The 22654-nt window shown below is 63.5% G+C and carries 24 protein-coding genes and 1 pseudogene; 12 read left to right on the forward strand and 13 right to left on the reverse strand.

The features are described from left to right. Nucleotides 1-81: 81 nt before the first annotated feature. The gene (locus QMG25_RS09290; RefSeq protein ID WP_283459538.1) at nt 82-369 is read right to left on the reverse strand and encodes an HPr family phosphocarrier protein; all 288 of its coding nucleotides are present in this window, start codon (nt 367-369) and stop codon (nt 82-84) included. Nucleotides 370-451: 82 nt separating this feature from the next. On the opposite strand from QMG25_RS09290, the gene QMG25_RS09295 reads away from it, so the two are divergent. After that, nucleotides 452-1231, forward strand: coding sequence for a GntR family transcriptional regulator (locus QMG25_RS09295; RefSeq protein ID WP_283459539.1), 780 nt, complete (start codon nt 452-454; stop codon nt 1229-1231). Between the two features lie 615 nt (nt 1232-1846). Here the strand turns inward: QMG25_RS09295 and qcrB are convergent. The 4 genes from qcrB to ctaE form a co-directional block, all read right to left on the reverse strand. Then, nucleotides 1847-3517, reverse strand: a complete 1671-nt coding sequence (gene qcrB, locus QMG25_RS09300) for a cytochrome bc1 complex cytochrome b subunit (RefSeq protein WP_283459540.1) — start codon at nt 3515-3517, stop codon at nt 1847-1849. Nucleotides 3518-3519: 2 nt separating this feature from the next. Beyond that, nucleotides 3520-4548: a cytochrome bc1 complex Rieske iron-sulfur subunit gene (gene qcrA / locus QMG25_RS09305; protein ID WP_283459543.1), complete on the reverse strand. Its 1029-nt coding sequence runs from the start codon at nt 4546-4548 to the stop codon at nt 3520-3522. Nucleotides 4549-4645: 97 nt separating this feature from the next. After that, on the reverse strand, nt 4646-5434 hold the full coding sequence (qcrC, locus tag QMG25_RS09310) for a cytochrome bc1 complex diheme cytochrome c subunit (protein WP_283459545.1): 789 nt from the start codon (nt 5432-5434) through the stop codon (nt 4646-4648). Between the two features lie 91 nt (nt 5435-5525). Then, a complete protein-coding gene (gene ctaE / locus QMG25_RS09315; protein ID WP_283459548.1) occupies nt 5526-6164 on the reverse strand; it encodes an aa3-type cytochrome oxidase subunit III in 639 nt (212 codons plus the stop codon). A 186-nt stretch (nt 6165-6350) separates the two neighbouring features. Here ctaE and trpD point away from each other — a divergent pair, with 186 nt between their 5' ends. Next, entirely contained in the window at nt 6351-7421 is a 1071-nt protein-coding gene (trpD, locus tag QMG25_RS09320) for an anthranilate phosphoribosyltransferase (protein ID WP_283459550.1), read from the forward strand. A 54-nt stretch (nt 7422-7475) separates the two neighbouring features. On the opposite strand, the gene QMG25_RS09325 is transcribed toward trpD, so the two are convergent. The 3 genes from QMG25_RS09325 to QMG25_RS09335 all read right to left on the reverse strand — a co-directional run bounded on the left by QMG25_RS09325 (nt 7476) and on the right by QMG25_RS09335 (nt 9020). Then, nucleotides 7476-8210 carry a copper homeostasis protein CutC gene (locus QMG25_RS09325; RefSeq protein WP_283459552.1) on the reverse strand — a complete coding sequence of 245 codons (735 nt, stop codon included), beginning with the start codon at nt 8208-8210 and terminating at the stop codon, nt 7476-7478. A gap of 8 nt (nt 8211-8218) precedes the next feature. Next, nucleotides 8219-8500 carry an Lrp/AsnC family transcriptional regulator gene (locus QMG25_RS09330; RefSeq protein WP_283459554.1) on the reverse strand — a complete coding sequence of 94 codons (282 nt, stop codon included), beginning with the start codon at nt 8498-8500 and terminating at the stop codon, nt 8219-8221. Between the two features lie 109 nt (nt 8501-8609). After that, the gene (locus QMG25_RS09335; protein ID WP_283459557.1) at nt 8610-9020 is read right to left on the reverse strand and encodes a DUF3054 domain-containing protein; all 411 of its coding nucleotides are present in this window, start codon (nt 9018-9020) and stop codon (nt 8610-8612) included. A 117-nt stretch (nt 9021-9137) separates the two neighbouring features. Between QMG25_RS09335 and QMG25_RS09340 the strand changes: the two genes are divergently transcribed. Together QMG25_RS09340 and QMG25_RS09345 are read left to right on the forward strand one after the other, a co-directional pair. Then, a complete protein-coding gene (locus QMG25_RS09340; RefSeq protein ID WP_283459559.1) occupies nt 9138-9383 on the forward strand; it encodes a hypothetical protein in 246 nt (81 codons plus the stop codon). A 142-nt stretch (nt 9384-9525) separates the two neighbouring features. After that, nucleotides 9526-9817 (forward strand): annotated as a pseudogene (locus tag QMG25_RS09345) (VOC family protein). A gap of 14 nt (nt 9818-9831) precedes the next feature. Here the strand turns inward: QMG25_RS09345 and QMG25_RS09350 are convergent. Then, nucleotides 9832-10554 carry an AAA family ATPase gene (locus QMG25_RS09350; RefSeq protein WP_283459561.1) on the reverse strand — a complete coding sequence of 241 codons (723 nt, stop codon included), beginning with the start codon at nt 10552-10554 and terminating at the stop codon, nt 9832-9834. Between the two features lie 60 nt (nt 10555-10614). Next, nucleotides 10615-11196: a hypothetical protein gene (locus tag QMG25_RS09355; RefSeq protein WP_283459563.1), complete on the reverse strand. Its 582-nt coding sequence runs from the start codon at nt 11194-11196 to the stop codon at nt 10615-10617. Between the two features lie 174 nt (nt 11197-11370). On the opposite strand from QMG25_RS09355, the gene QMG25_RS09360 reads away from it, so the two are divergent. Then, nucleotides 11371-13332 (forward strand): MFS transporter, encoded by a 1962-nt coding sequence (locus tag QMG25_RS09360; protein ID WP_283459566.1) that lies wholly within the window; start codon nt 11371-11373, stop codon nt 13330-13332. Nucleotides 13333-13335: 3 nt separating this feature from the next. Here QMG25_RS09360 and QMG25_RS09365 read toward each other — a convergent pair whose 3' ends face one another. The 3 genes from QMG25_RS09365 to QMG25_RS09375 all read right to left on the reverse strand — a co-directional run bounded on the left by QMG25_RS09365 (nt 13336) and on the right by QMG25_RS09375 (nt 15809). Beyond that, nucleotides 13336-15045: a DUF1990 family protein gene (locus QMG25_RS09365; protein ID WP_283459568.1), complete on the reverse strand. Its 1710-nt coding sequence runs from the start codon at nt 15043-15045 to the stop codon at nt 13336-13338. Nucleotides 15046-15132: 87 nt separating this feature from the next. Then, nucleotides 15133-15618, reverse strand: coding sequence for a hypothetical protein (locus tag QMG25_RS09370; RefSeq protein WP_283459570.1), 486 nt, complete (start codon nt 15616-15618; stop codon nt 15133-15135). A gap of 32 nt (nt 15619-15650) precedes the next feature. Then, complete coding sequence (locus QMG25_RS09375) at nt 15651-15809, reverse strand: hypothetical protein (RefSeq protein WP_283459572.1); 159 nt, start codon at nt 15807-15809, stop codon at nt 15651-15653. A gap of 319 nt (nt 15810-16128) precedes the next feature. Between QMG25_RS09375 and QMG25_RS09380 the strand changes: the two genes are divergently transcribed. The 7 genes from QMG25_RS09380 (at nt 16129) to QMG25_RS09410 (ending at nt 22573) form a co-directional block, all read left to right on the forward strand. Continuing rightward, the gene (locus QMG25_RS09380) at nt 16129-16527 is read left to right on the forward strand and encodes a DoxX family protein (RefSeq protein ID WP_283459574.1); all 399 of its coding nucleotides are present in this window, start codon (nt 16129-16131) and stop codon (nt 16525-16527) included. Nucleotides 16528-16736: 209 nt separating this feature from the next. Beyond that, nucleotides 16737-17921: a glycoside hydrolase family 27 protein gene (locus QMG25_RS09385; RefSeq protein ID WP_283459575.1), complete on the forward strand. Its 1185-nt coding sequence runs from the start codon at nt 16737-16739 to the stop codon at nt 17919-17921. Nucleotides 17922-18108: 187 nt separating this feature from the next. Next, on the forward strand, nt 18109-19062 hold the full coding sequence (locus tag QMG25_RS09390) for a metal ABC transporter substrate-binding protein (protein ID WP_283459577.1): 954 nt from the start codon (nt 18109-18111) through the stop codon (nt 19060-19062). An 8-nt stretch (nt 19063-19070) separates the two neighbouring features. After that, the gene (locus QMG25_RS09395; protein ID WP_283459688.1) at nt 19071-19814 is read left to right on the forward strand and encodes a metal ABC transporter ATP-binding protein; all 744 of its coding nucleotides are present in this window, start codon (nt 19071-19073) and stop codon (nt 19812-19814) included. 41 nt (nt 19815-19855) lie between these two features. After that, nucleotides 19856-20680 carry a metal ABC transporter permease gene (locus QMG25_RS09400; protein WP_502866376.1) on the forward strand — a complete coding sequence of 275 codons (825 nt, stop codon included), beginning with the start codon at nt 19856-19858 and terminating at the stop codon, nt 20678-20680. A gap of 91 nt (nt 20681-20771) precedes the next feature. Next, nucleotides 20772-21959, forward strand: a complete 1188-nt coding sequence (locus QMG25_RS09405) for an SGNH/GDSL hydrolase family protein (RefSeq protein ID WP_283459580.1) — start codon at nt 20772-20774, stop codon at nt 21957-21959. A gap of 68 nt (nt 21960-22027) precedes the next feature. Then, complete coding sequence (locus QMG25_RS09410; protein ID WP_283459582.1) at nt 22028-22573, forward strand: dihydrofolate reductase family protein; 546 nt, start codon at nt 22028-22030, stop codon at nt 22571-22573. Nucleotides 22574-22654: the final 81 nt, after the last annotated feature.

Consider the following 22654-nt stretch of genomic DNA (forward strand, 5'->3'; position numbering starts at 1 on the left):
CTTGGGCGTGGGTACAGAATGCAGAAGGGATTGTTCCCCACTAAAAAGTGGGGAACAATCCCTTTTTTGTTTGTAGCGGAGCTAGGAAGGATCGGTCAGATCGGTGTGCAACAATTCCGCCAAGTGATCCACGGCAACCCGAATGGCTTGCTCATCCGCGTCGCAGGTCATGACACCGATCTCAATTTCCATCCCGTGCTGGAAATCGGCGCTCATGACTTCAAGCAGCGACCGGCCGTCCACGGACGCCGTCCCGTCCTTGGAGAGCGTGACAGGCAATCCGGTTTGGTTCACTGCGCGGACGAAAACAGCGGCCGGACGGGCATGAAGTCCGACGCTTGAGGCCACAGTGGCCTTGCGGGTGTACATGGGATAAAACTCCTTGGCGGTAGATGCTTCTGTATAGAGGGTAGTCGTGTTTTAGGCTGGTACCGGTGAACAGAGGAGTTTCATGGGCTATTTGGTGCCGCCGGCGAAGGACATCCCGGGAGAGTTGGACAGGAACTCAAGGATTTCGGTGCACATTCAACTGCGTGAACTGTTGCGCAGCCATATTGAGCACGGCAGCAAGGCCGGCCGGCAACTGCCGTCCGAGCGGGACATGGCCAGCCATTTTGGTGTGGCCCGCATGACGCTCCGTCACGCCGTGGATGCTCTCGTCGAAGAGGAACTCCTTGAACGAGTGGTTGGCATTGGCACTTTCGTGGCGCGTCCCAAGATGGACCTGAGCCTGAAGTTGACCTCTTACTCAGAGGAAATGACACGGCGCGGAATGCGTCCCTCCGCCCGTACATTGGCCTTTGAGCAAATCCCCGCCACGGCCCGCCTGGCGCGTGAACTCCAGCTTGAGGAGGGCCAGGGCGTGGTGAGGCTGCGCCGCCTTCTGCTGGCCGACGAAGAGCCGATGAGCGTTGACGAGAACTTCATCCCCGCTTGGCGTGTGCCGGGCATTCTGGACGGCGGGCCGCCGTCGTCGTTGTACAACACCCTGGAGGAGCGGTACGGACTGGTGATGGAATGGGGCGAAGACACCATTGAAGCCAATGCCTCGGCTCCCTCCATTGCGCGGTTGCTGAAAGTTGAGGTCGGGGCCCCGGTGCTGCGCACTGAACGCCATGCGTTTGTTGCGCGCTCCACCGTTGACTATTCCGTTTCCTTCTACCGCGCGGACCGCTATAAGCTGCGTGTGCCCCTCCTGAGGCCCGGCGTGCGCCCGCGACGCATGTATTAGCGCCATCCATGCGGCGGCCCCTGCCAGGGGCCGTCGGAGCCCTTCTGCCGGCGCATGCACGACGACGGGATGCCGCGCGCCGTGGGAGGCCACGGCGCGCGGGGGAGCGGGACGCGTCCATGAGCTGATATTGCCACGGGACGGCAGGGCAAAGTCTCGAACAGCAAACGCTCGGACAGCAAAAAAGCAGTGGGGGGGGTGACCCACGGCACCCCCCCCCAGCAAAGACCAACTAAGTTTGTGGGTGGGGGTGTTTGTGGGTGTTGGTGGGGGGGGGGTGGGGGGTGTGCGGGGGGGGGGGGGGGGGGGGGGGGGGGGGGGGGGGGCAGGGCGGGGGGGGGGGGGGGGGGGGCTGGGGGGGGGGGGGGACCGGGGGGGGGGGGGGGGGTGGGGGTCGGAGGTGGGGGGGGGGGGGTGGGGGGGGGGGGGGGGGGGGGGGGGGGGTGGGGGGGGGGGGGGGGGGGGGGGTGGGGCGGGTTCTTTGTGTTTTTTTGGCCTGGGGCGGTTGGTGAAATCTTTCAAAACACAACCGTCGTGACAAAAAAAACGGTGGGGGGTGTTACCCCTTGGTACCCCCCCCACTGCAAGAAGCAATGCTGTTGGTGCGTGCTGCTTTTAGTGCGTGATGGCCTTGTTGTCTTCGCTGGATTCGATGGCCTCGTGATGGTGGCCCGCCTCCAGCTCGGACGGTGCGGCCGGGGCCACGCGGTCCTCAAAGAAGAAGCTGCTCAGCTTGCTGCGCAGGTTTTCCTGCTTTGTGACAATCCCGTTCTTGTTCGGGATGCCTTCTTCCGGCAACGGCGACTCGTAACCAACCAACTTGTAGCGCTTGTAGTCGTCGAGCTGCGCGTGAATCTCCTGGAACTCACCGTGCGGCAGTCGCACAATGCGCCCGGTCTCGCGGCCGTGCAGGGCGATCTCGCGGTCCTTGCGCTGCAGCGCGAGGGCCACACGCTTGGTCACGATGAAGCCCACGATCGGGCCAACGAAGAACAAGGCGCGCAACCAATACGTCACATCGTTCAGGGAGACTTGGAAGTGGGTTGCGATCAAGTCGGAGCTTGCAGCAGCCCACATGACGCAGTAGAAGATGACACCGGCTACACCAATGGCCGTGCGGGTTGGAGCGTTGCGCGGGCGGTCAAGAACGTGGTGTTCGCGGTTGTCGCGGGTGACCCAGCGTTCGATCCAGGGGTAGGCGAACAGCAGCGTAAAGACAATGCCTGCAGGGATCAGCGCCGGTGCCAGCACGTTGAAGGACAGCGTGTTCACACCCCACGGGAACGGAATCTCCCACTCCATCGGGATGTTGAACAACCAACCAGGCATCAACCGCAAGGCACCATCCACCCAACCGATGTACCAGTCAGGCTGTGTGCCTGCCGAAACCGGGGAGGGGTCGTAGGGACCGTAGTTCCAAATCGGGTTGATCTGGAACAAGGCGGAGATGAAGGCGATGATGCCGAACACAATGAAGAAGAATCCACCGGCCTTGGCCGCGTATACCGGGCCAAGCGGGTAACCAACAACGTTGCGGTCATTGCGGCCCGGGCCGGGGTACTGCGTGTGCTTGTGGATGACGACCATGAACAGGTGGATGGCAACCATGAGCAGAATCAAGGCCGGAACCAACATGATGTGCATCATGTAAAGGCGACCAATAATGGCGGTTCCCGGGAATTCGCCTCCGAACAGGAAGAAGGAAATGTACGTTCCAACAACCGGGATGGACTTGACCACGCCGTCGATGATGCGCAGGCCGTTGCCGGAGAGCAGATCATCGGGGAGCGAGTAGCCGGTGAAGCCGGCAGCCATCGAAAGAATCAACAGCACGCCGCCAACAACCCAGTTCAGTTCGCGGGGCTTGCGGAATGCACCCGTGAAGAACACGCGCAGCATGTGCACCGAGACGGCGGCCACGAAGAGCAGGGCCGACCAGTGGTGCACCTGGCGCATGAACAAGCCACCGCGGACTTCGAAGGAGATCCGCAGGGAGGAGTCGTAGGCCACGGACATTTCCATGCCCTTGAGGGGCACGTAGGGCCCGTTGTAATGGGTCTCCGCCATGGAAGGGTCAAAGAAGAATGTCAGGAACGTCCCTGAAAGAATCAGGATGACGAGGGAGTACAGGGCCACTTCGCCGAACATGAACGACCAGTGGTCGGGGAAGACCTTGCGGCCGAACTCGCGCAGCATGCCGGAACCGCCAACGCGCTCATCAACAAAGTTGGTGATGCGTCCGGTGGAGGTAGACGGTTCGAAGGGTGTTTCAGTTGCAGCGCTCATCGTTAGCCACGCTCCCAAAAGCTCGGTCCTACAGGTTCGTGGAAGTCGCTCCGGGCGACAAGATATCCTTCAGCGTCAACTGTGATGGGCAGCTGCGGCAACGGGCGGACAGCAGGACCAAAGATGACCTTGCATTCCTGCGTGATGTCGAACGTTGACTGGTGGCACGGGCACAGCAAGTGGTGCGTCTGCTGCTCGTACAAGGCAACGGGGCAACCAACGTGGGTGCAGATCTTGGAGTGGGCAACGATGCCGTTGTACGACCAGTCCTCGCGGCCCGCAGAAGGGTGGAGGTCTTCGGGATTCAAGCGCACCAGCAGAACAACGGCTTTCGCCTTTTCGTTCAACTTGCCCGACTCAAGCTTGTTCAGCGACTCGGGAATCACGTGGAAAGCGGAGCCCAAGGTCACGTCGGAGGCCTTGATGGGCGTCCCGTCGGGATCACGGGTAAGCCGCTCGCCTTCCTTCCACAACGTGTGGCGCATGGAATCGCCGGGAAGCGGGCCAAGGTCGCGGAAGATCGCAATGGCCGGCAGGGGTGCCAATGCCACCGCACCAATGAGGGTGTTGCGGATCAACGGGCGGCGCTTGATGCCTGTCTCGTCGAGGATGTCATCGACGATCTTCAGAGCGGCAAGGCGGTCTTCCTCAGTGCGCAGCTCGTGGCGTTCCTCGGCAACTTCGTGGTCGGGCATGAGGGCGCGTGCCCAGTGCACGATGCCCGTGCCAATGCCCAACATGGCAAATCCCACACCGATGCCCAGGAGCGTGTTCTGGATGCGCAAGGTGCCAGTGGTGTCGTCAAGGCGGATGCCAAAGTAGCCAAAGAAGAACAGCAGCGTCCCGACGATGGAAATGACAAACAGCCAGGCCACCTGACGCTCGGCGCGCTTAGCCGCCTTGGGGTCCGTATCAGCCAGTCTCAAACGATGTGGAGGCAGTCCCGGATCTTGGAACGTGTCCACCTCTTTGCGACCAGCCTTAGCTACGGCGTCCGAGCTTGTCGGCGGGCCGTCACTATGGTTGCCCATAATCCCCTCATCCTTCTCTTATCCCGGTGCATTCCCGGGGTCGTAATGTAAGTGTCTCGCGGCTGCTGCTGCAGCCAAAATCGATGGCTTCCCGGAACTAGGAAGTACGCGACGTCAGCCAAATGGTGAAGCCGATGATGACACCCAGGACGGCGGTCCAAAGGAACAAGCCCTCGGAAACCGGTCCCAGTGAGCCAAGCTTGGCGCCGCCGGGTGCAGGCTGGTTCTCAATGGTGTTCAAGAACGTGATGATGTCGCGCTTGCCGTCGGGGGTGATGTTCGCGTCATTGAATACCGGCATGTTCTGCGGGCCCGTGACCATCGCCTCGTAGATGTGGTTGTTGGCCACGCCGGCCAGTGACGGTGCGAACTTGCCACGGGTCAATGCGCCACCTGCTGCAGCGGCGTTGTGGCACATGGCGCAGTTCACGCGAAAGAGCTCGCCGCCAACTGTGGCATTTCCACCGCCGTCGAGGGACTGCTCCTCCGGCAAGGCCGGGCCGTCACCCAACGTGGCCACGTAGGCGGCCATTTCACGTGTTTGGTCTGTGGTGAACTGCTTCGGCTTTTGCAGAGCCTGGGGGCCTTGCATCTGCAGGGGCATGCGGCCCGTGCCGACCTGGAAGTCTACCGCGGCAGCGCCGACACCGGCCAAGGACGGACCTGCGTCCGTGCCGCTGGCGCCAATGCCGTGACAGGTTGCGCAGTTGGCGACAAAGAGCTTCTCGCCCTCGTCTACCTGCTGCGCGGTAAAGGTGGTGGTATCGGCCTTGGCCTCATTCACTGTTGTGACAACGGCATACAGCCCACCTGTCAGCATGAGCCCAAGCACTAGCAGCGCTAGTGCGGCCAGCGGATGACGTCGCTTCTGCGAAAGTGCCTTCACTTGGTGGTTCCTTTGATCTATTTGCAGCAGCCCCTGGCGGGGGCCGCAACTGCTAATTCTTACCTTGCAGGGATGAAATTTGCTTGTCAGCCTACTTCAGGATGTAAATGATCAAGAAGAGGGCAATCCATACGACGTCCACGAAGTGCCAGTAGTAAGAAGTCACGATTGCGCTGGTGGCTTCGAAGTGTCCAAACTTCTTGGCTGCGTAGGCGCGGCCAATAATGAGGAGGAAGGCTATGAGTCCGCCAATGACGTGCAGGCCGTGGAACCCTGTTGTCATGTAGAAGGCAGAGCCATAGGGGTTGGAGTTCAGCATCACGTGCTCGGATGTCAGCATGGCGTATTCGGTCGACTGACCGGCAACGAAGATGGCGCCGAGAACGAAGGTCAACAGGAACCACTCCGTCATTCCCCACTGGGAGAATTGGAAGAGGCGGCCTGTGCGGCGGGGCCGAAGGTTCTCCGCAGCGAAGACACCCAACTGGCAGCTGAAGGAGCTGGACACCAGAATGAGCGTGTTCACCAGGGCGAACGGGACATTCAGCTTGGCCGTTTCTTCAGCCCACAGTCCACCAGCGGTGGAGCGGAGCGTGAAGTACATGGCAAAAAGGCCGGCAAAGAACATCAGCTCACTGGACAACCAAACCACGGTTCCTACAGAAACCAGGTTCGGTCGATTCAGCGTCGGATGTGCCGGGGTACTGGGGGCATGGGTTGCGGTTGTCACATAGACATTATGTCTATAAATCGCCAGCATTCCCAATGCGAAACTCCGATTTCCGGATCTTTTTCTACAAACCTGCGAAATTCCGGTGTATTCACAGCTTAATCTCATTTGCATATGCACAACACACCTGCTGTGTCAATGGTCACAATGGGTGCCGCACGCTGTGTTTCGTCTAATATTTGGAGAGTGAATCCTCTCCAAAACGCCCCCGGCAACGCCCCCACCTGGCCGAATTTGATCGCTGCCTTGATTGCCGGGGAGGATCTGAGCCAGGCCTCCACGCAGTGGGCCATGAACACCATCATGGCCGGCAACGCCACCGACGTGCAGATCGCAGGATTCCTGGTTGCCTTGCGCGCCAAGGGGGAGACCGTGGCTGAAGTGACAGGCCTTGTGGAGGCCATGCTTTCCAACGCCCGTCCGCTGCACGTGGAAGGGGATGCCCTGGACATTGTCGGTACCGGGGGAGACAGGCTCAACACCGTCAATATCTCCACCATGGCCGCACTCGTGTGTGCCGGTGCCGGAGCCACGGTGGTCAAGCACGGGAACCGGGCTTCATCCTCGGCAGCGGGTTCGGCCGATGTGCTCGAGAGCCTGGGGGTCCGGCTCGATCTGTCCCTTGACGTGGTGGCCCGGGCGGCCGGCGAGGTGGGGATCACCTTTTGCTTTGCCAACTACTTTCACCCGTCCATGCGCCACGCGGCCACGGCCCGAAGCCAGCTTGGGGTGCCCACGGCGTTCAATTTCCTGGGGCCGCTGACCAACCCGGCGCGCGTGGTGGCCTCCGCAATCGGTGTGGCGGACGCCCGCATGGCCCCACTTGTGGCGGGCGTGTTGGCTGCGCGCAATATTCGCGCCTTGGTGTTTCGCGGCAGCGACGGCCTTGACGAACTGACCACCACGGGGCCCTCCACCATTTGGGAAGTACGCAACAACGAAGTTTTCCAAAGCGACTTTGACCCGATGGACCTGGGCATTGCCCGGGCAACGATCGAGGACTTGCGCGGCAAGAATGCCGCGTTCAACGCAGAGGTGGTGCGGCGCACCCTGGACGGTGAACGCGGTCCCGTGCGCGACGCCGTCGTGCTCAATGCGGCAGCGGGCCTGGTTGCCTACGACAGGAACAGTTCGGGAACCCTGCTCGAGCGGATGAGGTTTGCCCTGGCCCGCGCGGAGGCCGCGATCGACGGCGGCGCGGCGGCCAATGTGCTCAAAAGCTGGGTGGCGCTCTCCGCCGCAAACGCCGCGCCATAGCTCAGTTGAAGGAGCTGATTAATCCGGGCGCCGCTGGATCAGGTCGCGGCTGGATCAGGCCAGGACCAGCGCCGCCTCGGCTGCCTGCCTGACGATGTCGGCATCGGTGGCGAAGTAGCTGTTGTCCTCCGCCCGCGCCGAGGCCGTGCGCGGCGATGGAGTGGGGTGGTTGATGGTTCGCTTGGCCGAGAGGTGCACGTCATTGAGTCCGGCCGCGCGGAAAGTGGCAAAGTCGGCGATCTGCACACCCCCGCCGGCCATGACGGAAAGCATGCCCGCGGCAGCCTCGTGCATGGCCACCAATTGATCGACGCCTTCTCCGGCTCGGGCGGCACCGCCTGAACTGAGGATGCGCTGAACACCCAGCTCGGCCAGCCGCGGGACCGCGGCAACAGCATCGGGCAAAGAGAGGTGGTCAATGGCCCGGTGAAAGGTCACGTGCATGCCCTGGGCCGCAGCCACCATGGCGTCCACCGCGGCGTAGTCAATCCCGCCGTCGGGGGTCAAGGCGCCGATGACAACGCCAGTGGCGCCGCCGTCGCCCAAGTGCTTGATCTCCTGAACCATGAGCGCCACGGCAGCTTGGTCGAACACGTAGTCGCCGGGCCGCGGCCGGACCAGGGCGTGCACGGGCAGGTCCGGATCGGCCAGCAACACGGCCGCCAGCAGGCCCTGGGAGGGGGTTAGTCCACCCAGTTGCAGGGCGGAGCACAGTTCAATCCGTGCCGCTCCATGGACGGCTGCCAGCTTGGCGCCGGGGACATCTTGGACAGCAATTTCCAGATACATACGCGCGCTCAGTGGTCGAAACCGAGGGAGAACGCCGCATCCAGGTCGTGCTGGGAGTAGGCGCGGAAGGAGATTTGCGTGGTCGTGGAGACCACCGACTTCACCTTGGAGAGCTTGTCGGCAATGACCTCCGCCAGGTACTCATGCTTCTGCACACGGGCAATCGCGATCAGGTCCCATTCGCCTGTCACCGAGTAAACCTCGCTGATTCCGGCCAGCTCGGAGATTTCTTGGGCGGCTTCGGGGATCCGCGAGGCATCGGTCTTGATCAGGACGAAAGCGGTGATCACAGGTGGGGTCCTTGTCGTTGGGCGTGGCGGGTGGGCAAAAACAACTCATGACTTCGCACAAATCACCGCAAAATCTTTCACTCCGATCGTAACCCAATCGCTGCACAAATCAGCCTTTGCGTGTGCGCCGACTGACAAGTGTCGCCAGGAACCGGTGGCCGAGAAGGAAAACGCCCAGCACCACGGTGGCCACGATGACAAAGGGCAGCTCCGCGGTGTTTCCGGAGAGGATGCGCAGGGCCATGCCTCCGGCGACTGTGATCAGCCACAGGCATACGCCTTGGGGCCAAACGCGCAGGGGGTGCGCCCAAGCCCGGCACACCAGCCAACCGACGGCCAGTGAAACCAGGAACGGCCAGGCTGTCTGCAGGATGCCGCCGACCGTGAGGGTTTCAGTGTGCGAGCTGCGGCCGGAGATGGCGAAGAGCAGCACGAGCACGATGTCGGCTGCCACCGCGTACAGAAGTGTTTTGGAACTGGGACGGGATACGGCACTGGAATTTGAACTTGTTTGCGTCACGACTGCGAGTTTAGCCGTAAACTTGCCATGGCCTGCAGCCCTGCAGCCCGCGAGCATGCCCTTTGTCCGGGGCTTGCCGAATACACCAATCCCGCATCACGCCGCCAAGGAGGAAGCATGACCCCTGAACGTCCAACGCTCCTGCACCTGCTCCTTCGTGTGGGCGCGTGGCTTTTTGGCCTGGGCGGCGCACTTTTGTTCCTGGTCGGAACGGTCTCGCTGCACGACGGCGGCAATGTTGCAGGGCTGCTCCCACCAGGTGTTGCGATTCTGGCAGGCGCGCTTGCCTTCGTTGTCTGGTTTGTCTTGTTCCTGGTCGGCCACGACGCCGTGAAGGCCAAGCAGCGCCGTCGACGTCGGTAGCAAGGCAATGGAGCCTCTCGGCAGGAGTCCTGCTGCACCCAGGGGGATTGCTCCGCGACAGGTGATGGCTCCGCAACGATCCGGGGTTGTGGGATGGTCCCCCACGAAGGGGACGGGCCCGCAACGCAAACGTGTGATTGACATGACCGGCATAGGCACGTGCTTGTGGTTTGACGGCAAGGCTGAAGAGGCCGCGAATTTCTACGTCGGCTTGTTTCCCAACTCGCGCATTGTGGAGGTTGCGCGCTCTCAACGGCGGCCCGCAGTTTGCTTTTACCGAGGCCATTTCCCTTGAACTCTTCTTTGACTCGCAGGCGGAGCTGGATGCGCAGTGGAGTGCCTCGAGTTCCGACGGCGCCGCCCGGGCCATGCAGGCCATGCTGGGGATGCAAAAGCTTGACATTGCCGCCTTGCAGGCCGCTTGCGACGGCTGACCCGCAAGGGCTCCCTAGATGTACTTGAGGAACCGTTGGGGCGCGTCCATGAAGGAACGCCAGCTCTGTACCAGTTCCAGGTCCTCCCAGTTGCTGCTGCGCAGGCCCCAGGGGCCCACCTCGTAAATGTCCGCCCCGGGCAGCGACGCCAACATCGGCGAGTGGGTGGAGAGAATGACTTGGGAGTCGCCGTCGTCCAGCAATTGCGTCAGGACACTCAGGAGGGACAGGCAGCCGGAAAAGGAGAGTGCCGACTCAGGCTCGTCCAAAAGCCATAGGCCGCCGCCGCGGAACCTGTCGGTGATGAGCGCCAGGAACGATTCCCCGTGCGAGAGGCGGTGGAAGTCGATGTCGGGTTTATGAGTATTCGGGTTGTCTTCCAGGTAGCTGAAGAATCCGTGCATGGTTTCGGCGCGCAGAAAATAGCCGTACTTGCTGGTGCCTGCATTGCGGATGACCTGCAGGTATGAGGGCAGATCGGATTCCGTGGGCCGGCTGTGGTGCATGGCGCCGGTGGAGCCGCCCTCGGGGTTGACGCCGCAGGCCATGGCAATAGCCTCCACGAGCGTGGATTTGCCCGAACCGTTCTCGCCGACGAAGACCGTTGCCCGGCCCAAGTCCAGACCTTCGTGAAGTATTTGCCGCACGGGAGCCAGCGTGGCAGGCCAGGCGCAGGGATCCGGCGTGTTGAAAGTGTTGGCGCCGACGTGCCGCACCGGTGTTTGGCCAAACATCATGACAGGATCCCTTTCGGCAGTGTGGTTTCGGTGGTGTGTGGTTTCAGCGGTGTGGGGGCTTCAACGGTAGTGCGGTTGCGCTGCGGCTGGATCGGTGGGGATTACGTCGAGGCGCTCGTCGGCGAGGAGTCGCTGGATGGCCTCGGGGCTTGCCCCAATGCCCGCCCAGTGGGGATCGACGTCGTTGGCAATGCACCAAGTGTGGTCTGCCGGCCAGATGAAGGACGGATCCGGGTTCCATTGCTGGCCGGGTGCCCGGTTGGCAGGAGCGAGGTCCCATGCCCCGGACGGGGCAACGGAGCCTTCGAACAGGAAGTACGAACGGTTCGGCACGTCCACCCCGGCACCGGTCAGCTCGAAGCCCCATCCGTCCCAGAAGCAGAAGAACAACTCATCCGCAGTGGTGGTGCAACGCAGCAGCGCGGACACCGCGGCTTGGAGTTGTTCGGTTTCCGGCAGGGCAGCCGGAACGGCTGGAGCATCACTCTCGCTTTGACCCGCGTGCACGGGATCAGGGATGAAGCGCAGCCGCGCATAAGCTTGAAAACCCGACGGCCCGAAGCCCACCAATTGCTGCCAGGGCACTTCGACTGCCGTGATCCAGCGGGCCGCCCGCGCATCGGGGGCGGGTGTAAGAGTCATCCCTCGAGCGTAGCCGGTGTCCTGCAGTTCCGCGGCTGCAAACCAACGGCGACATCGCCTGCGAAGTATTGGCAGCAACGTTTCGGCCGCAAACGGTGCAACGAGACTAAAATGGTTAGTTGACAGAGGCAATCAACAGCCCCTGCCCCGGAATCCAACGAGGGGCTGAGCGCAGTGCTTCAGGCAAGGAAGTCCACCAGCGAAAGCAGGCAGCTCCGGCAGGCAAGGGAGCTGGCAGGCCCGCGCTACAAGTGGGTGGCCCTCTTCAACACCACGCTTGGCGTGCTCATGGCCTCCATCTACGCCTCGATCCTGCTGATTGCCCTGCCGGACATTTTCCGTGGCGTGGGCATCAACCCGTTGGCCCCGGGCAACACGAGCCTGCTGCTGTGGCTGATCATGGGCTACATGGTGGTCACGGCCGTGTTGGTGGTCAGCTTTGGCCGTTTGGGCGACATGTACGGCCGCGTCAAGATGTACAACGCCGGGTTCGCCATCTTCACGCTGTTTTCCATCCTGCTGGCCGTGACGTGGATGCAGGGTGTCCCTGCCGTCTACTGGCTCATCATCATGCGTATTCTCCAAGGTGCGGGCGGGGCCATGCTGATGGCCAATTCCAACGCCATCATCACCGACGCGTTCTCGGTGGAACAGCGCGGACTGGCGTTGGGCCTGAACCAGGTGGCGGGCATCGCCGGGGCGTTCCTGGGCCTGATCATCGGCGGTCTGCTGGGGCCCATCGACTGGCGGCTGGTGTTCCTCGTCTCGGTCCCGGTGGGGGTGTTCGGCACCGTTTGGGCCTATTTGAAACTCCACGACAACGGCATCCGCCAGCCGGGCCGGCTCGACTGGTGGGGCAATGTCACGTTTGCCGTCGGCTTGATCGCCGTGCTGGTGGGCATCACCTACGGCATCCAACCCTACGGCCACCACACCATGGGCTGGACCAACCCGTGGGTGCTGGGCGCGATGGTGGGTGGCGCCGTCGTACTGGGAATTTTCACAGTGGTGGAGAAGCACGCGGCCGACCCCATGTTCGAACTTTCGCTCTTTCGCATCCGCGCCTTCACCGCCGGCAACCTGGCCAGCCTGCTTTCGGCCATTGGCAGGGGCGGGTTGATGTTCATCCTGATCATCTGGCTGCAGGGTATTTGGCTCCCGCAGCACGGGTACAGTTTCGCGCAAACGCCGCTGTGGGCCGGGATCTACATGCTGCCGCTGACCATTGGATTCCTGGTGGCGGGCCCTGTCTCCGGAGCCATCTCAGACAGGCACGGCGCCCGGCTGCTGGCCACCGGTGGCATGGTGGTGGCGGCGCTGAGCTTCGTGTGGCTGCTGCTGCTGCCGGTGAACTTCCAGTTCTGGACCTTTGCCCTGGCACTGCTGCTCAACGGCATCGGGATGGGTTTGTTCGCCGCACCCAACCGTGCCGGGATCATGAATGCCCTGCCGCCCAACCGCCGCGGCGTGGGCGCCGGCATGAGCACCACCTTCCAAAATTCGGCCATGGTCCTCTCGATCGGGATCTTCTTCTCCCTCATGATCACCGGCCTGGCCCGCTCCCTTCCCGCCACCTTGACCGCCGGGCTGACCGCCCATGGTGTTGCCGCGGTCGACGCCGGACGGGTTGCCGGCCTGCCGCCGGTGTCTGTCCTGTTTGCGTCACTGCTGGGCTACAACCCTGTGCAGACGTTGCTTGGCCAGGCTGCCCTGGCGCAGCTGCCCGCGTCCGACGCCGGATACCTCACCGGCCGCGCGTTCTTCCCGGCCCTGATTTCCGGCCCGTTTGCGGACGGGCTCACCGTCGCGTTTGGCTTTGCCATCGTGGCGTGCCTGGTCGCCGCCGTTGCCTCGGCACTGCGTGGCGGGAAGTACGCGTACGGCGACGGCGCGGCTGCGGCAACAGTCGGGGCAGCGGGCACAGTCGGGGCAGCGGGCACAGGGTCTCCTGCGGCCAGGGCTTCCGGCGCTGCAGCTTCCGTGGCCACGACTACAGCGGCCGGGGCGTTACGTTCTTGCCCCGTCAGCCGCGGCACACGGCCACGGTGCACACGGGCGCGGGCAACCCGTGACCCGCCCCCACAAGATGCGCCCTGCCGACGGGGTCCCCCATCGTCGGAAAAACGTGCGCTCTGAGCATTAGCGCAGTGCCCGCAGATAGCGCCGGCGGACAAGGCGCTGAACCAGCATGAGCAGCGGGAACAGGGCGTGCCACGGCTGCTGCGGGGCCGCCCGGGTGAGCGAACGGATGCTCACATGCACCTCATCGCCAACGCGGTGGACAATAAACGCCTCCTCTCCGCTGACGGGATGCCCCGGCAGCGTGCGGTAGGAGAAGCCGACCCGGTCCGGCGTGTCCACCACGGCCACCACTTCCACCGGTTCAACGACCTTGACCCCGAACAGCGCTGCCGTGACATTCACACGGTCGCCCGCTGACACGGGTCCCGGCGCATTCACGGTGAAGCCGCTGCGAGTTTTCACCTTCCAACACAGCACATCAGCGCAAACACGCTGCCACAGCGCATCGCCCGTTCCCAACAGGGCAGCCTCGTGTGAGACCCGGTAGCCGTTGTGGGTGAGCGACCAGTCGCTCCGAGCCGGGGTGGTCAGGCTCCTTGGCCGTGATCCCTGCAGCATCCAGGCGGGTCCCTCCTGATCCAGCAGCCACCCCTGGTGGGTGGAGGTGTCGGGAGAAGCATCGCTGAGCCAGAACGTTGCATCGGGGTCCCAGCCCGCCAACACGGAAGCACAGCCGTCATCGACGGGTATGGCCACGCCCGCCGTTGCCAGGTAGCCGCCCATGGTGAGGTGGACGGCGTCGTACTTGTCCCGGAAGCAGGACCAGTCGGGCATGACCCACGGCCCGGTCCGCCCGGTGGTGCGGTACCAGTCGTGTTGCTTGGAGGCGGTGACTTCCAGGGGGTGCTCGCGGCACAGCTGCGCCCATGCGCCGGGGGAGTCGATCTCAAAGATCCGCGCGCCGGCCGGGACGGACAGCTGTTCCGTGGTGGCTTCCTCCTCACTGAAGCGGTCCTCCACCAGCCAGAGGCCCACCGGACCGCGGTCGGCCATGGTGCGGGTGCTGCTGACCAGGCCCGACGGCGGCCGCGACCACCACGTCCCGCTGAAGTTCGCAGCTGGGTCGCTCGGGCGGTCCGTGGCTGCGCGACGTTCCTCTTCCAGCACGTCCAGCCGCCACTGTTTGAGTGTCTCCGCAGCACCTCTGGACTGGACGGGGGGACGGGGCGGGTCGTCAACAAAGCTGACGGCCCACTGACCGGCGGGATCCAGCGGCGCAGTCCACCACTGGGTGTGGGGTGAGTCCGCCAGCAGCCGCGCGAAGCGGTGCAGGGCGCCGCGCATTTCTGCGGACGCGGCTAGAACATCATCACCGTCCGGCTTCTGCCAGTAGCGTGCCGCGTTCACAGTGGCGGTCAGAGCTGTCAGCAGGGCCGTCTCGGCCAGTGTGGGCAGTGGCACTGCCTCCAGCAGGGCGGCGACCTCGCCGGGCGACGGCGTGGGCGGCTCGGCGTCCGCGCCGGGGCCAAACAAGACAACGGACTGCCCGCGGTCCGGGTCCAGGGCGTAGGCGGCATGGAACCTGGCCATGCCAAACTCACTCCGGTGGGGATTGTTGGAAGCTGCCGTGGCGGCCATGTCTGCGAGCTCCAGGCACAGGCGTCTGCCGCGGGGTCCGGCGAGCAAGGCGTCGGGGCGCAAGCCGGCGGCGTCACGGCCGTCGTCGTCCGGTGTGGGATCGCCCGGTGTGGGATCGTCAGGTGTGGGGCCGTCAGGTGTGGGGCCGTCAGGTGTAGGAGCGCCCGGGCCGGTGGGAGTTGGTGTCATGGGCCCAGCCTACCGGCGGAGGTGGCTGCGGCTTCCGCACTGCCGCAGCCACCGGAAAACCGGCATAGGCCGGAAACCGGCAACCTGTCAGTCCAGCTGCACGCGGCAGCTTTTGCCTGTGGGTTCGCCCTTGAGCGTGAACTCAATGGTGATGTGATTGACCTGCTCGGGAGGTTCCGGCACAAACACCCATGAGCCGTCCCACTCGCTGCCTGTCCCTGCCACTTGGCCGGCCACGCAGTGATAGTCGGTGTCATGGTTGTCGGTGATGACGGCCTTCACGGCGCTGAGCACCGTCTCTCCGGGCATGACGGGCGGCCGTCCTGCACTGTCTTTGCCATGGAGTTTGAGACCACGGCCCCACGCTTCCATCTCGCTCAGATAAGCGCTGTCCAATTCCATGGTTTCGGCGCTGGTGACTCCGGCCAGCTGCACCCTGATGCCGCGCTCGCCGGGAACACGGCCCAGGAACGCCGGAACATCCGGAGTGATCTCAACCCCGGCAAACCGCACGTCCACGCCGTCGTTGGTGGCAACTATCAGATCCCCGGGGGCCCATACGATGCTCGTCATGGAACGAGCCTAATGGCGGCACTGTTTCAACACTAGTTTTGTGGTTTGCGGGCGGCCCACCCGGTGCGGTGGCCGCGTACCACCAGGTCGCCGCGGCGCTCCAGGGACTCCGGACCGCCGCCCAGCAGGAGCCCCAGTGATGCGTGGTCCGCGGGGTAGGCAGTGTCTGCGAGCGCCGAAGGGACCCGCACCAGGAAGCTGCGGGCATGGCGGGCGGCGAGTTCCGGCGTCGTGCAAGCTGCAGCGGGGGAAGTGGCGCCGTGGCTTCAAATTCAGTTTCAGTCCCCGGGCCGGAAGCTCCCACTCCCACGGCCATCCATTCAGCAGCCGATGCGGGTGCGGGCCGGGGGTGGCCATCCGTTCAGCAGCTGATGTGGGTGCCCGGACAAAACACTCGCATCACCTGCAGAAGGGAATCGACAGCCGGGTGACGACCCGCATTACCTGCGGAAAGAATGCTCAAGTTCGCATTTCGCGCCGGGTCTCGGCTCACCGTGCAAGGATGGGGCCATGAATCCCAACAACGTCAAAGCATGGTCCTTGGCCGTCCTCTTGGGCGCCAGCGCCGTCAACCACGTGGCCAACCCGAAGTTCTACTATCCCGTTGTGCCTGCCATCTTGTGCACAGACAAGGCAGGGGCATTGGGGCTCATGACGCGGCACCAGTGGGTGCTGGCCTCAACTGTCCCCGAGGCGCTCGCCGCAGCCGGATTGCTGATCCCAGGCACGCGCAAGCTGGCGGCAACGGCGACCGCGGCGATGTTCGTTGGTTTTACTTTTGGGCATGTGACAGCTCTGCGCCATGCCTTCGGCCCGAAGGGTACGCCCGCGCAACGGCGCATCCACGCAGTGCGTTTGCCGCTGCAGATTCCGCTGGTGGCCTGGGCCTGGAGCGCCCGGAAGAACTGAAAACGAATCCGGGCTCCGTTGCACGCCCGGAAGATCGATGCGACATCAACTTTTCAAGCTTTTGCCAACGCGGCGAGCGCCGGTAGATTGTCCGGATGCCGCCTTCCGCATCCGGTTTCCACAACTCCCTTCCACACAGGCGCCGAGGGCATGGCTGAAGGGCGGCATGATCGACGAACGCCCAACAACAGTCTCCCAAGGAGTCCACGGTGGTATCAGCGCCCCGCAACAATCCCGTCCGCTTTGAGGGCAAGCCGGCACTTGCCTTGACGCCGCCCATGGGTTGGAACAGTTGGAACTGTTTCCGTTGCTATGACATCGACGAGACGAAACTTCTTGAGGTCGCGGACGCCATGGTGGATTCCGGGCTGCTGAAGGCAGGTTTCAACACCTTCGTCATCGACGACTGCTGGCAGGCGCTCTCCCGCGACGATCTCGGGAAATTGCGCTCCCATCCGGCTCGCTTCCCCTCCGGGATGCAGTGGATCGGTGAACAGCTCAAGGAACGCGGCTTCAAGTTTGGGCTCTATGCTTCCCCGGGCCGCAAGACCTGTGCCATGATCTATGACCGCTACCCCGGCCACGACTTGGGTTCCTTTGGGCGCGAGCAGCTGGACGCCGACACTTTTGCCGCCTGGGGTGTGGACTTTCTTAAGTACGACTGGTGCGAGGCCGATGAAGACGGCACGGGCCTGCGCTACCCTGAAGCCTTTGAGCGCATGGCGCTTGCCTTGGAAAACACGGGGCGCGAGATTGTCTATTCGATCTCCGAGTACGGCCGCACCGAGCCGTGGACCTGGGCCGGGGAGTTCGGCCACATGTGGCGGACCACCCCCGACATCGAAAAGAACTGGGCCTCCGTGCTCTCCATCGCGGACCACCAGGCCGCCATCTCCGCCTTTTCCGGCCCCGGAGCATGGAACGACCCCGACATGCTGCAAGTGGGCAACCCCGGACTGAGCGCACGGGAATCCGCCACCCATTTCGCTCTCTGGTGCTTCTTCGCAGCACCCTTGATGGCCGGGCACGATCCGCGCGCCATGAGCACCGCCACGCAGCGGCTGCTGACCAATGCGGCGCTGATCGCCATCAACCAGGATGCCCTGGGCGTCGGAGCTGTGCGGCAACAGCACGCATCAGGTCTTGACCTCTGGACGAGGCCGCTGAGCGCCGGGCGAGGATGGCTGTTGGTGAACCGCAGCGAGGATGCCATTGTGCTCAGCTGCCGTCGAGACGCCCTTTGGGTGGGAGAAGAAGTGCTCGCCGAACTGGGGGCTGGTCCCGTGCGCATCCCCGTTGACGGCGGAGAACCTGCCGGATTGGAAAGCGGACGCGACTGGATCCTCGAGCCGCATGGCTGCTTCATTGTTTCCGCAGCCGACAGCCCCGGGTAGGAAGCTACCAGGCTGGGCAACACTCAGGCTGGGCAGCTCCCGGCCAGTAGTTCACACGCGCGACGGCGGCGACAGGGCATGGTCGTGCATTCGGCATTGAGTCGCGGTGTTCGGAGGTGGAAGTCCAGTATGCGGTTTCGGTGTTCCGGTATTTGAGATTTCGGGATGCCTAAACTAATGTTGTGGCATGTCGATTCCTTCTGCCAAGTTCACGTTTCCCCTGCGCCGCACAGTGACCGCGGGCATCGCCGTGCTCGCACTCGCCGTCACCGGGTGCAGCCCCGCTTCCAACACTTCGATCAGTGAAGCCGGCGACGACCGCCCGGTGGTGCTCACGACGTTCACAGTGCTGGCCGATATCGCCCAAAACGTGGCGGGCGACAAGCTGCGCGTGGAGTCGATCACCAAGGTCGGTGCGGAAATTCATGGGTACGAACCGACGCCCGGGGATATCCGCAAAGCCGGAAAGGCTGACCTGATCCTTGACAACGGCATGGGGCTCGAAGCCTGGTTCGAGCAATTTGTGCATGATGTGAAGGCACCCCACGTTGTCGTCACCGATGGGGTGGAAGCCATCGACATCGCCGAGGACGCCTACAGGGACCTCCCCAACCCGCACGCCTGGATGTCGCCGGCGAACGTGCAGATCTATGTCAACAACATGGTCGGCGCATTCGCGGAACTGGACCCGGACAATGCCCGGTTTTATGAGGAGAACGGGACTGCCTACAACTTGACCCTGCAGGGGATGCAGGACGACCTCGTTGACAAGCTTTCCGTCCTTCCCCCGAACCAGCGCGCGCTGGTGAGCTGTGAAGGGGCCTTCTCCTACCTGGCTCGCGATGCGGAACTGACCGAGAAGTACATTTGGGCCGTCAACGCAGAGCAGCAGGCCACACCGCAGCAAATCGCAGGCGCCATCGAATTTGTGCGCAGCAACGAGGTGCCCGCAGTCTTTTGCGAGTCGACCGTCTCCGCCGCACCGATGGAACGTGTAGTCGAGGCGACGGACGCCGTTTTTGGCGGCACATTGTACGTTGACTCGCTCTCCGAGGCGGACGGCCCCGTGCCGACCTACCTGGAATTGATCCGGCACGACGCCAAGGTCATCGTCGACGCACTGACGGGGGCACAGCCGTGAGCGCCTCCATGACTGCTGCCATCGACGTCGACGCAGTGACGGTCCACTACGGTGCCGTGCTCGCTCTTGACCAGGCCACGCTGAGGCTCGACAAGGGCCGAATCTGTGGCCTTGTGGGCATGAACGGGTCCGGAAAATCCACCTTGTTCAAGTCCATCATGGGTCTGGTGAAGCCCGACGCCGGAACCGTCACCATTGCCGGCGACACACCCGCCATGGCGCGCCGCAGCGGCGCCGTCAGCTATGTCCCGCAAAGTGAGGATGTGGACTGGCAGTTCCCGCTCTCGGTCCAGGACGTTGTCATGATGGGCCGCTACGGGCACATGGGCATCAGCCGGCGTCCCCGAAAAGCCGACCGACTCGCAGTAGCCGATGCCATGGAACGGGTGGAACTCAACGACTACGCGCACCGCCAGATTGGCCAGCTCTCGGGCGGGCAAAAGAAGCGCACGTTCGTGGCCCGCGGGATTGCGCAGGAGGCAACCACCCTGCTGCTCGATGAACCGTTTGCCGGAGTGGACAAGCGTTCCGAGGCGACCATTTGCGCCTTGCTGAAGGAGCTCGCGGGGGAAGGTGCCACCATTCTTGTGTCCACCCACGACCTCCAAGCCCTGCCGGAATTGGCTGACGAGGCGGTGTTGCTCATGCGCCGGGTGCTCCTGCATGGAACGCCCCAGGACGTGCTCCGGCCCGAAAACCTTGCCCTGGCCTTTGGTCTTGACGTCATGAGCAGAAGCGGGGCCGCACTGTGAGCATTTTTGAATTTCTGCTGGAACCGCTGGACTACGCCTTCATGCAGCGCGCGCTTGCTGTCACCGTCATAGCCTCCGTGGTCTGCGCCGTCCTGTCCTGCTGGCTGGTGCTGATTGGATGGTCGCTCATGGGCGACGCCGTCTCGCACGCCGTCCTGCCCGGAGTGGCCCTGGCCTACATCGTGGGGGCCCCTTTTGCCCTTGGTGCCGTGCTGTTCGGCTTTCTGGCCGTTGCCTTGATCGGTGCCGTGAGGGACACGAGCCGGGTCAAGGAGGATGCGGCCATCGGGATCGTGTTCACCACCCTCTTTGCCTTGGGACTGGTGCTGATTTCAGTCACACCCAGCCAGACGGACCTCACACACATCATCTTCGGGAACTTGCTGGGACTCAGCCACGGCGACCTTGTCCAAGTGCTGCTGCTTGGCGCCGTCACTTTCGCCATTCTTGTCATCAAGCGCAAGGATTTCACCCTCTACGCCTTTGACCCGACCCACGCGCACGCCATCGGGCTGAACCCGCGCATGCTCGGCGCCTTGTTGCTTGGCCTGCTGGCACTGACCTCGGTGGTGGCGCTTCAGGCAGTGGGCGTGGTGCTGGTGGTGGCCATGCTGATCATTCCCGGAGCCACCGCCTACCTGCTCACCGACCGGTTTGGACGCATGCTCGTGCTGGCTCCCGTGATCTCGGCCGTTTGCGCCGTGGTGGGGCTGTATGCCAGCTACTACCTGGATGCCGCCTCCGGCGGGATGGTGGTGTTGTCCCAAGGCGCGGCCTTCCTCGTTGTCTATTTGTTCAGCCCGCGTCACGGGCTGATTTCTGCCCGAGTGACGGCTGCCAAGCGAAGGAAGCTGGTCGCTGCCTGATGCCCGCCGGAGATGCGTTGCGGGCCCGGTTCGTGGAATAGTGAACTGGCTAATCCGATCAAGACCGCGTACACCCAGGAGAACACCCCACGTGAACTGGACCACCACAACACCCATCCCGGACGAATTCATCAAGGGCGCCCTTGAACTCGAACGAACGGCACAGGGGATTCTTCCGCATCGATTGCCGGCGAAGGCACGCGCCCAGGCCAACAACGACCCGCAGTTGCTGATGGCGGAGTCCCAGCCCTCGGGAGTAAGAGTCGCGTTTAGAACGGACGCCACCGAGCTCGAGCTGGAGACCATGCGCTCACGGGCCACCTACTCGGGGGCGCCGGCACGCCCCGACGGCATTATCGAGCTGGTTGTCAACAAGGAGGTGGTGGGCTGCTCGACGACCAGTGGCGGGAACACCACCACGATCGACATGGCCACGGGAGTTGCGCGCCGTGACGTTGGGGCGGCCTGCACCAGCCGCTTTGCGAACCTCCCCGAAGGCGCCAAGGACGTTGAACTGTGGCTGCCCCACAACGAGACCACGGAGCTCATTGCGCTGCGTGCCAACGCGCCCTTGGAAGTTGCCCCGCCAAACGGGCTCCCGGTCTGGCTCCACCACGGCAGCTCCATCAGCCACGGTTCCAATGCCACGCGGCCGACGGCGACGTGGCCGGCGGTGGCCGCACGCCGGGGCGGCGTTGAACTTGTCAATCTGGGCTTTGGCGGAAGTGCGCTGCTGGATCCCTTCACGGCCCGGACCATGCGGGACACACGTGCAGACGTGATCAGCATCAAAATAGGCATCAATCTCGTCAACCTCGACCTCATGCGACTGCGGGCATTCGGGCCGGCAGTGCACGGGTTCCTGGACACCATCCGCGATGGCCATCCCACCACCCCGCTGCTTGTCATCTCGCCCATCCACTGCGCAATCCACGAGGACACGCCAGGCCCCGGAGCCTTCGATATGGAGGCCTTGGCGGCTGGCCGGATGCAATTCATGGCGACCGGCGACCCGGCGGAGACCGCTGCCGGGAAACTCACCTTGCGGGTGATTCGCGGGGAATTGGAGCGGATCGTGCGCGAACGCTCAGCAAGCGACGGGAACCTGCACCACCTCGACGGACAGGAACTCTATGGTGGGGCCGACGCCGTCGAGCTTCCGCTATCCGACGCCCTGCACCCGGACGCTGCAACGCACCAGCTGATGGGGGAACGCTACGCACAACTGGCCTTCGCGGCGGGAGCGCCCCTCTCACGCAGTGAAGTCTCGAACGGATGACTTTGCACCCTCGTTGGGTTTGATCTCGGCCGTGGACGTGCCGCGGGATGGGTTGTTAGTGTGGCCCCATGCGGCCCCTGAGGTACTCCATCAATGTCACGCTCGACGGATGCGTCGATCACCGTGCAATGCTCCCGGACCAGGAAGGGCACCGCTACTGGGCAGACAACCTTGCCCGGGCAGACGCCCTTCTGCTTGGCCGGGTGACCTACCAAATGATGGAGGAAACGTGGCGGTCGCCTGCCTCGGACTCGATGCCAGAATGGACACAGGCCTTTGCCCACACGATCGATGCCGCAATAAAATACGTCGTATCCAACACCTTGGACCGGGTCGATTGGAACGCGGAACTCGTGCGTGGAGACCTCGCCGGGGCTGTGCAAGAACTGAAGGAAGCCCCAGGGAATGGGCTGTTCGTGGGAGGGGTGACGCTGCCCTTGGCCCTGGCCGAGCTGGACCTCATCGACGACTACGAATTCGTGGTGCAACCGAGAGTGGCCGGCCATGGTCCCACCCTGTTCGCGGGGATGTCCAAGCCGCTGGACTTGACGTTCGTGAAACGTCGGGAGCTGAGTTCAGGGGCGGTGGTGATGCACTACAGGCGGAAGAGCTAGGTCGCGCCGCAACGCCCGCCCAGAAACCGGGCTGCCGACCGGCTCCACGAGCCGTTCAATGGCATGGAAGGGCTTGTTGGT

The sequence above is a fragment of the Arthrobacter sp. H35-D1 genome (assembly GCF_030063185.1).
GTDB lineage: Bacteria > Actinomycetota > Actinomycetes > Actinomycetales > Micrococcaceae > Specibacter.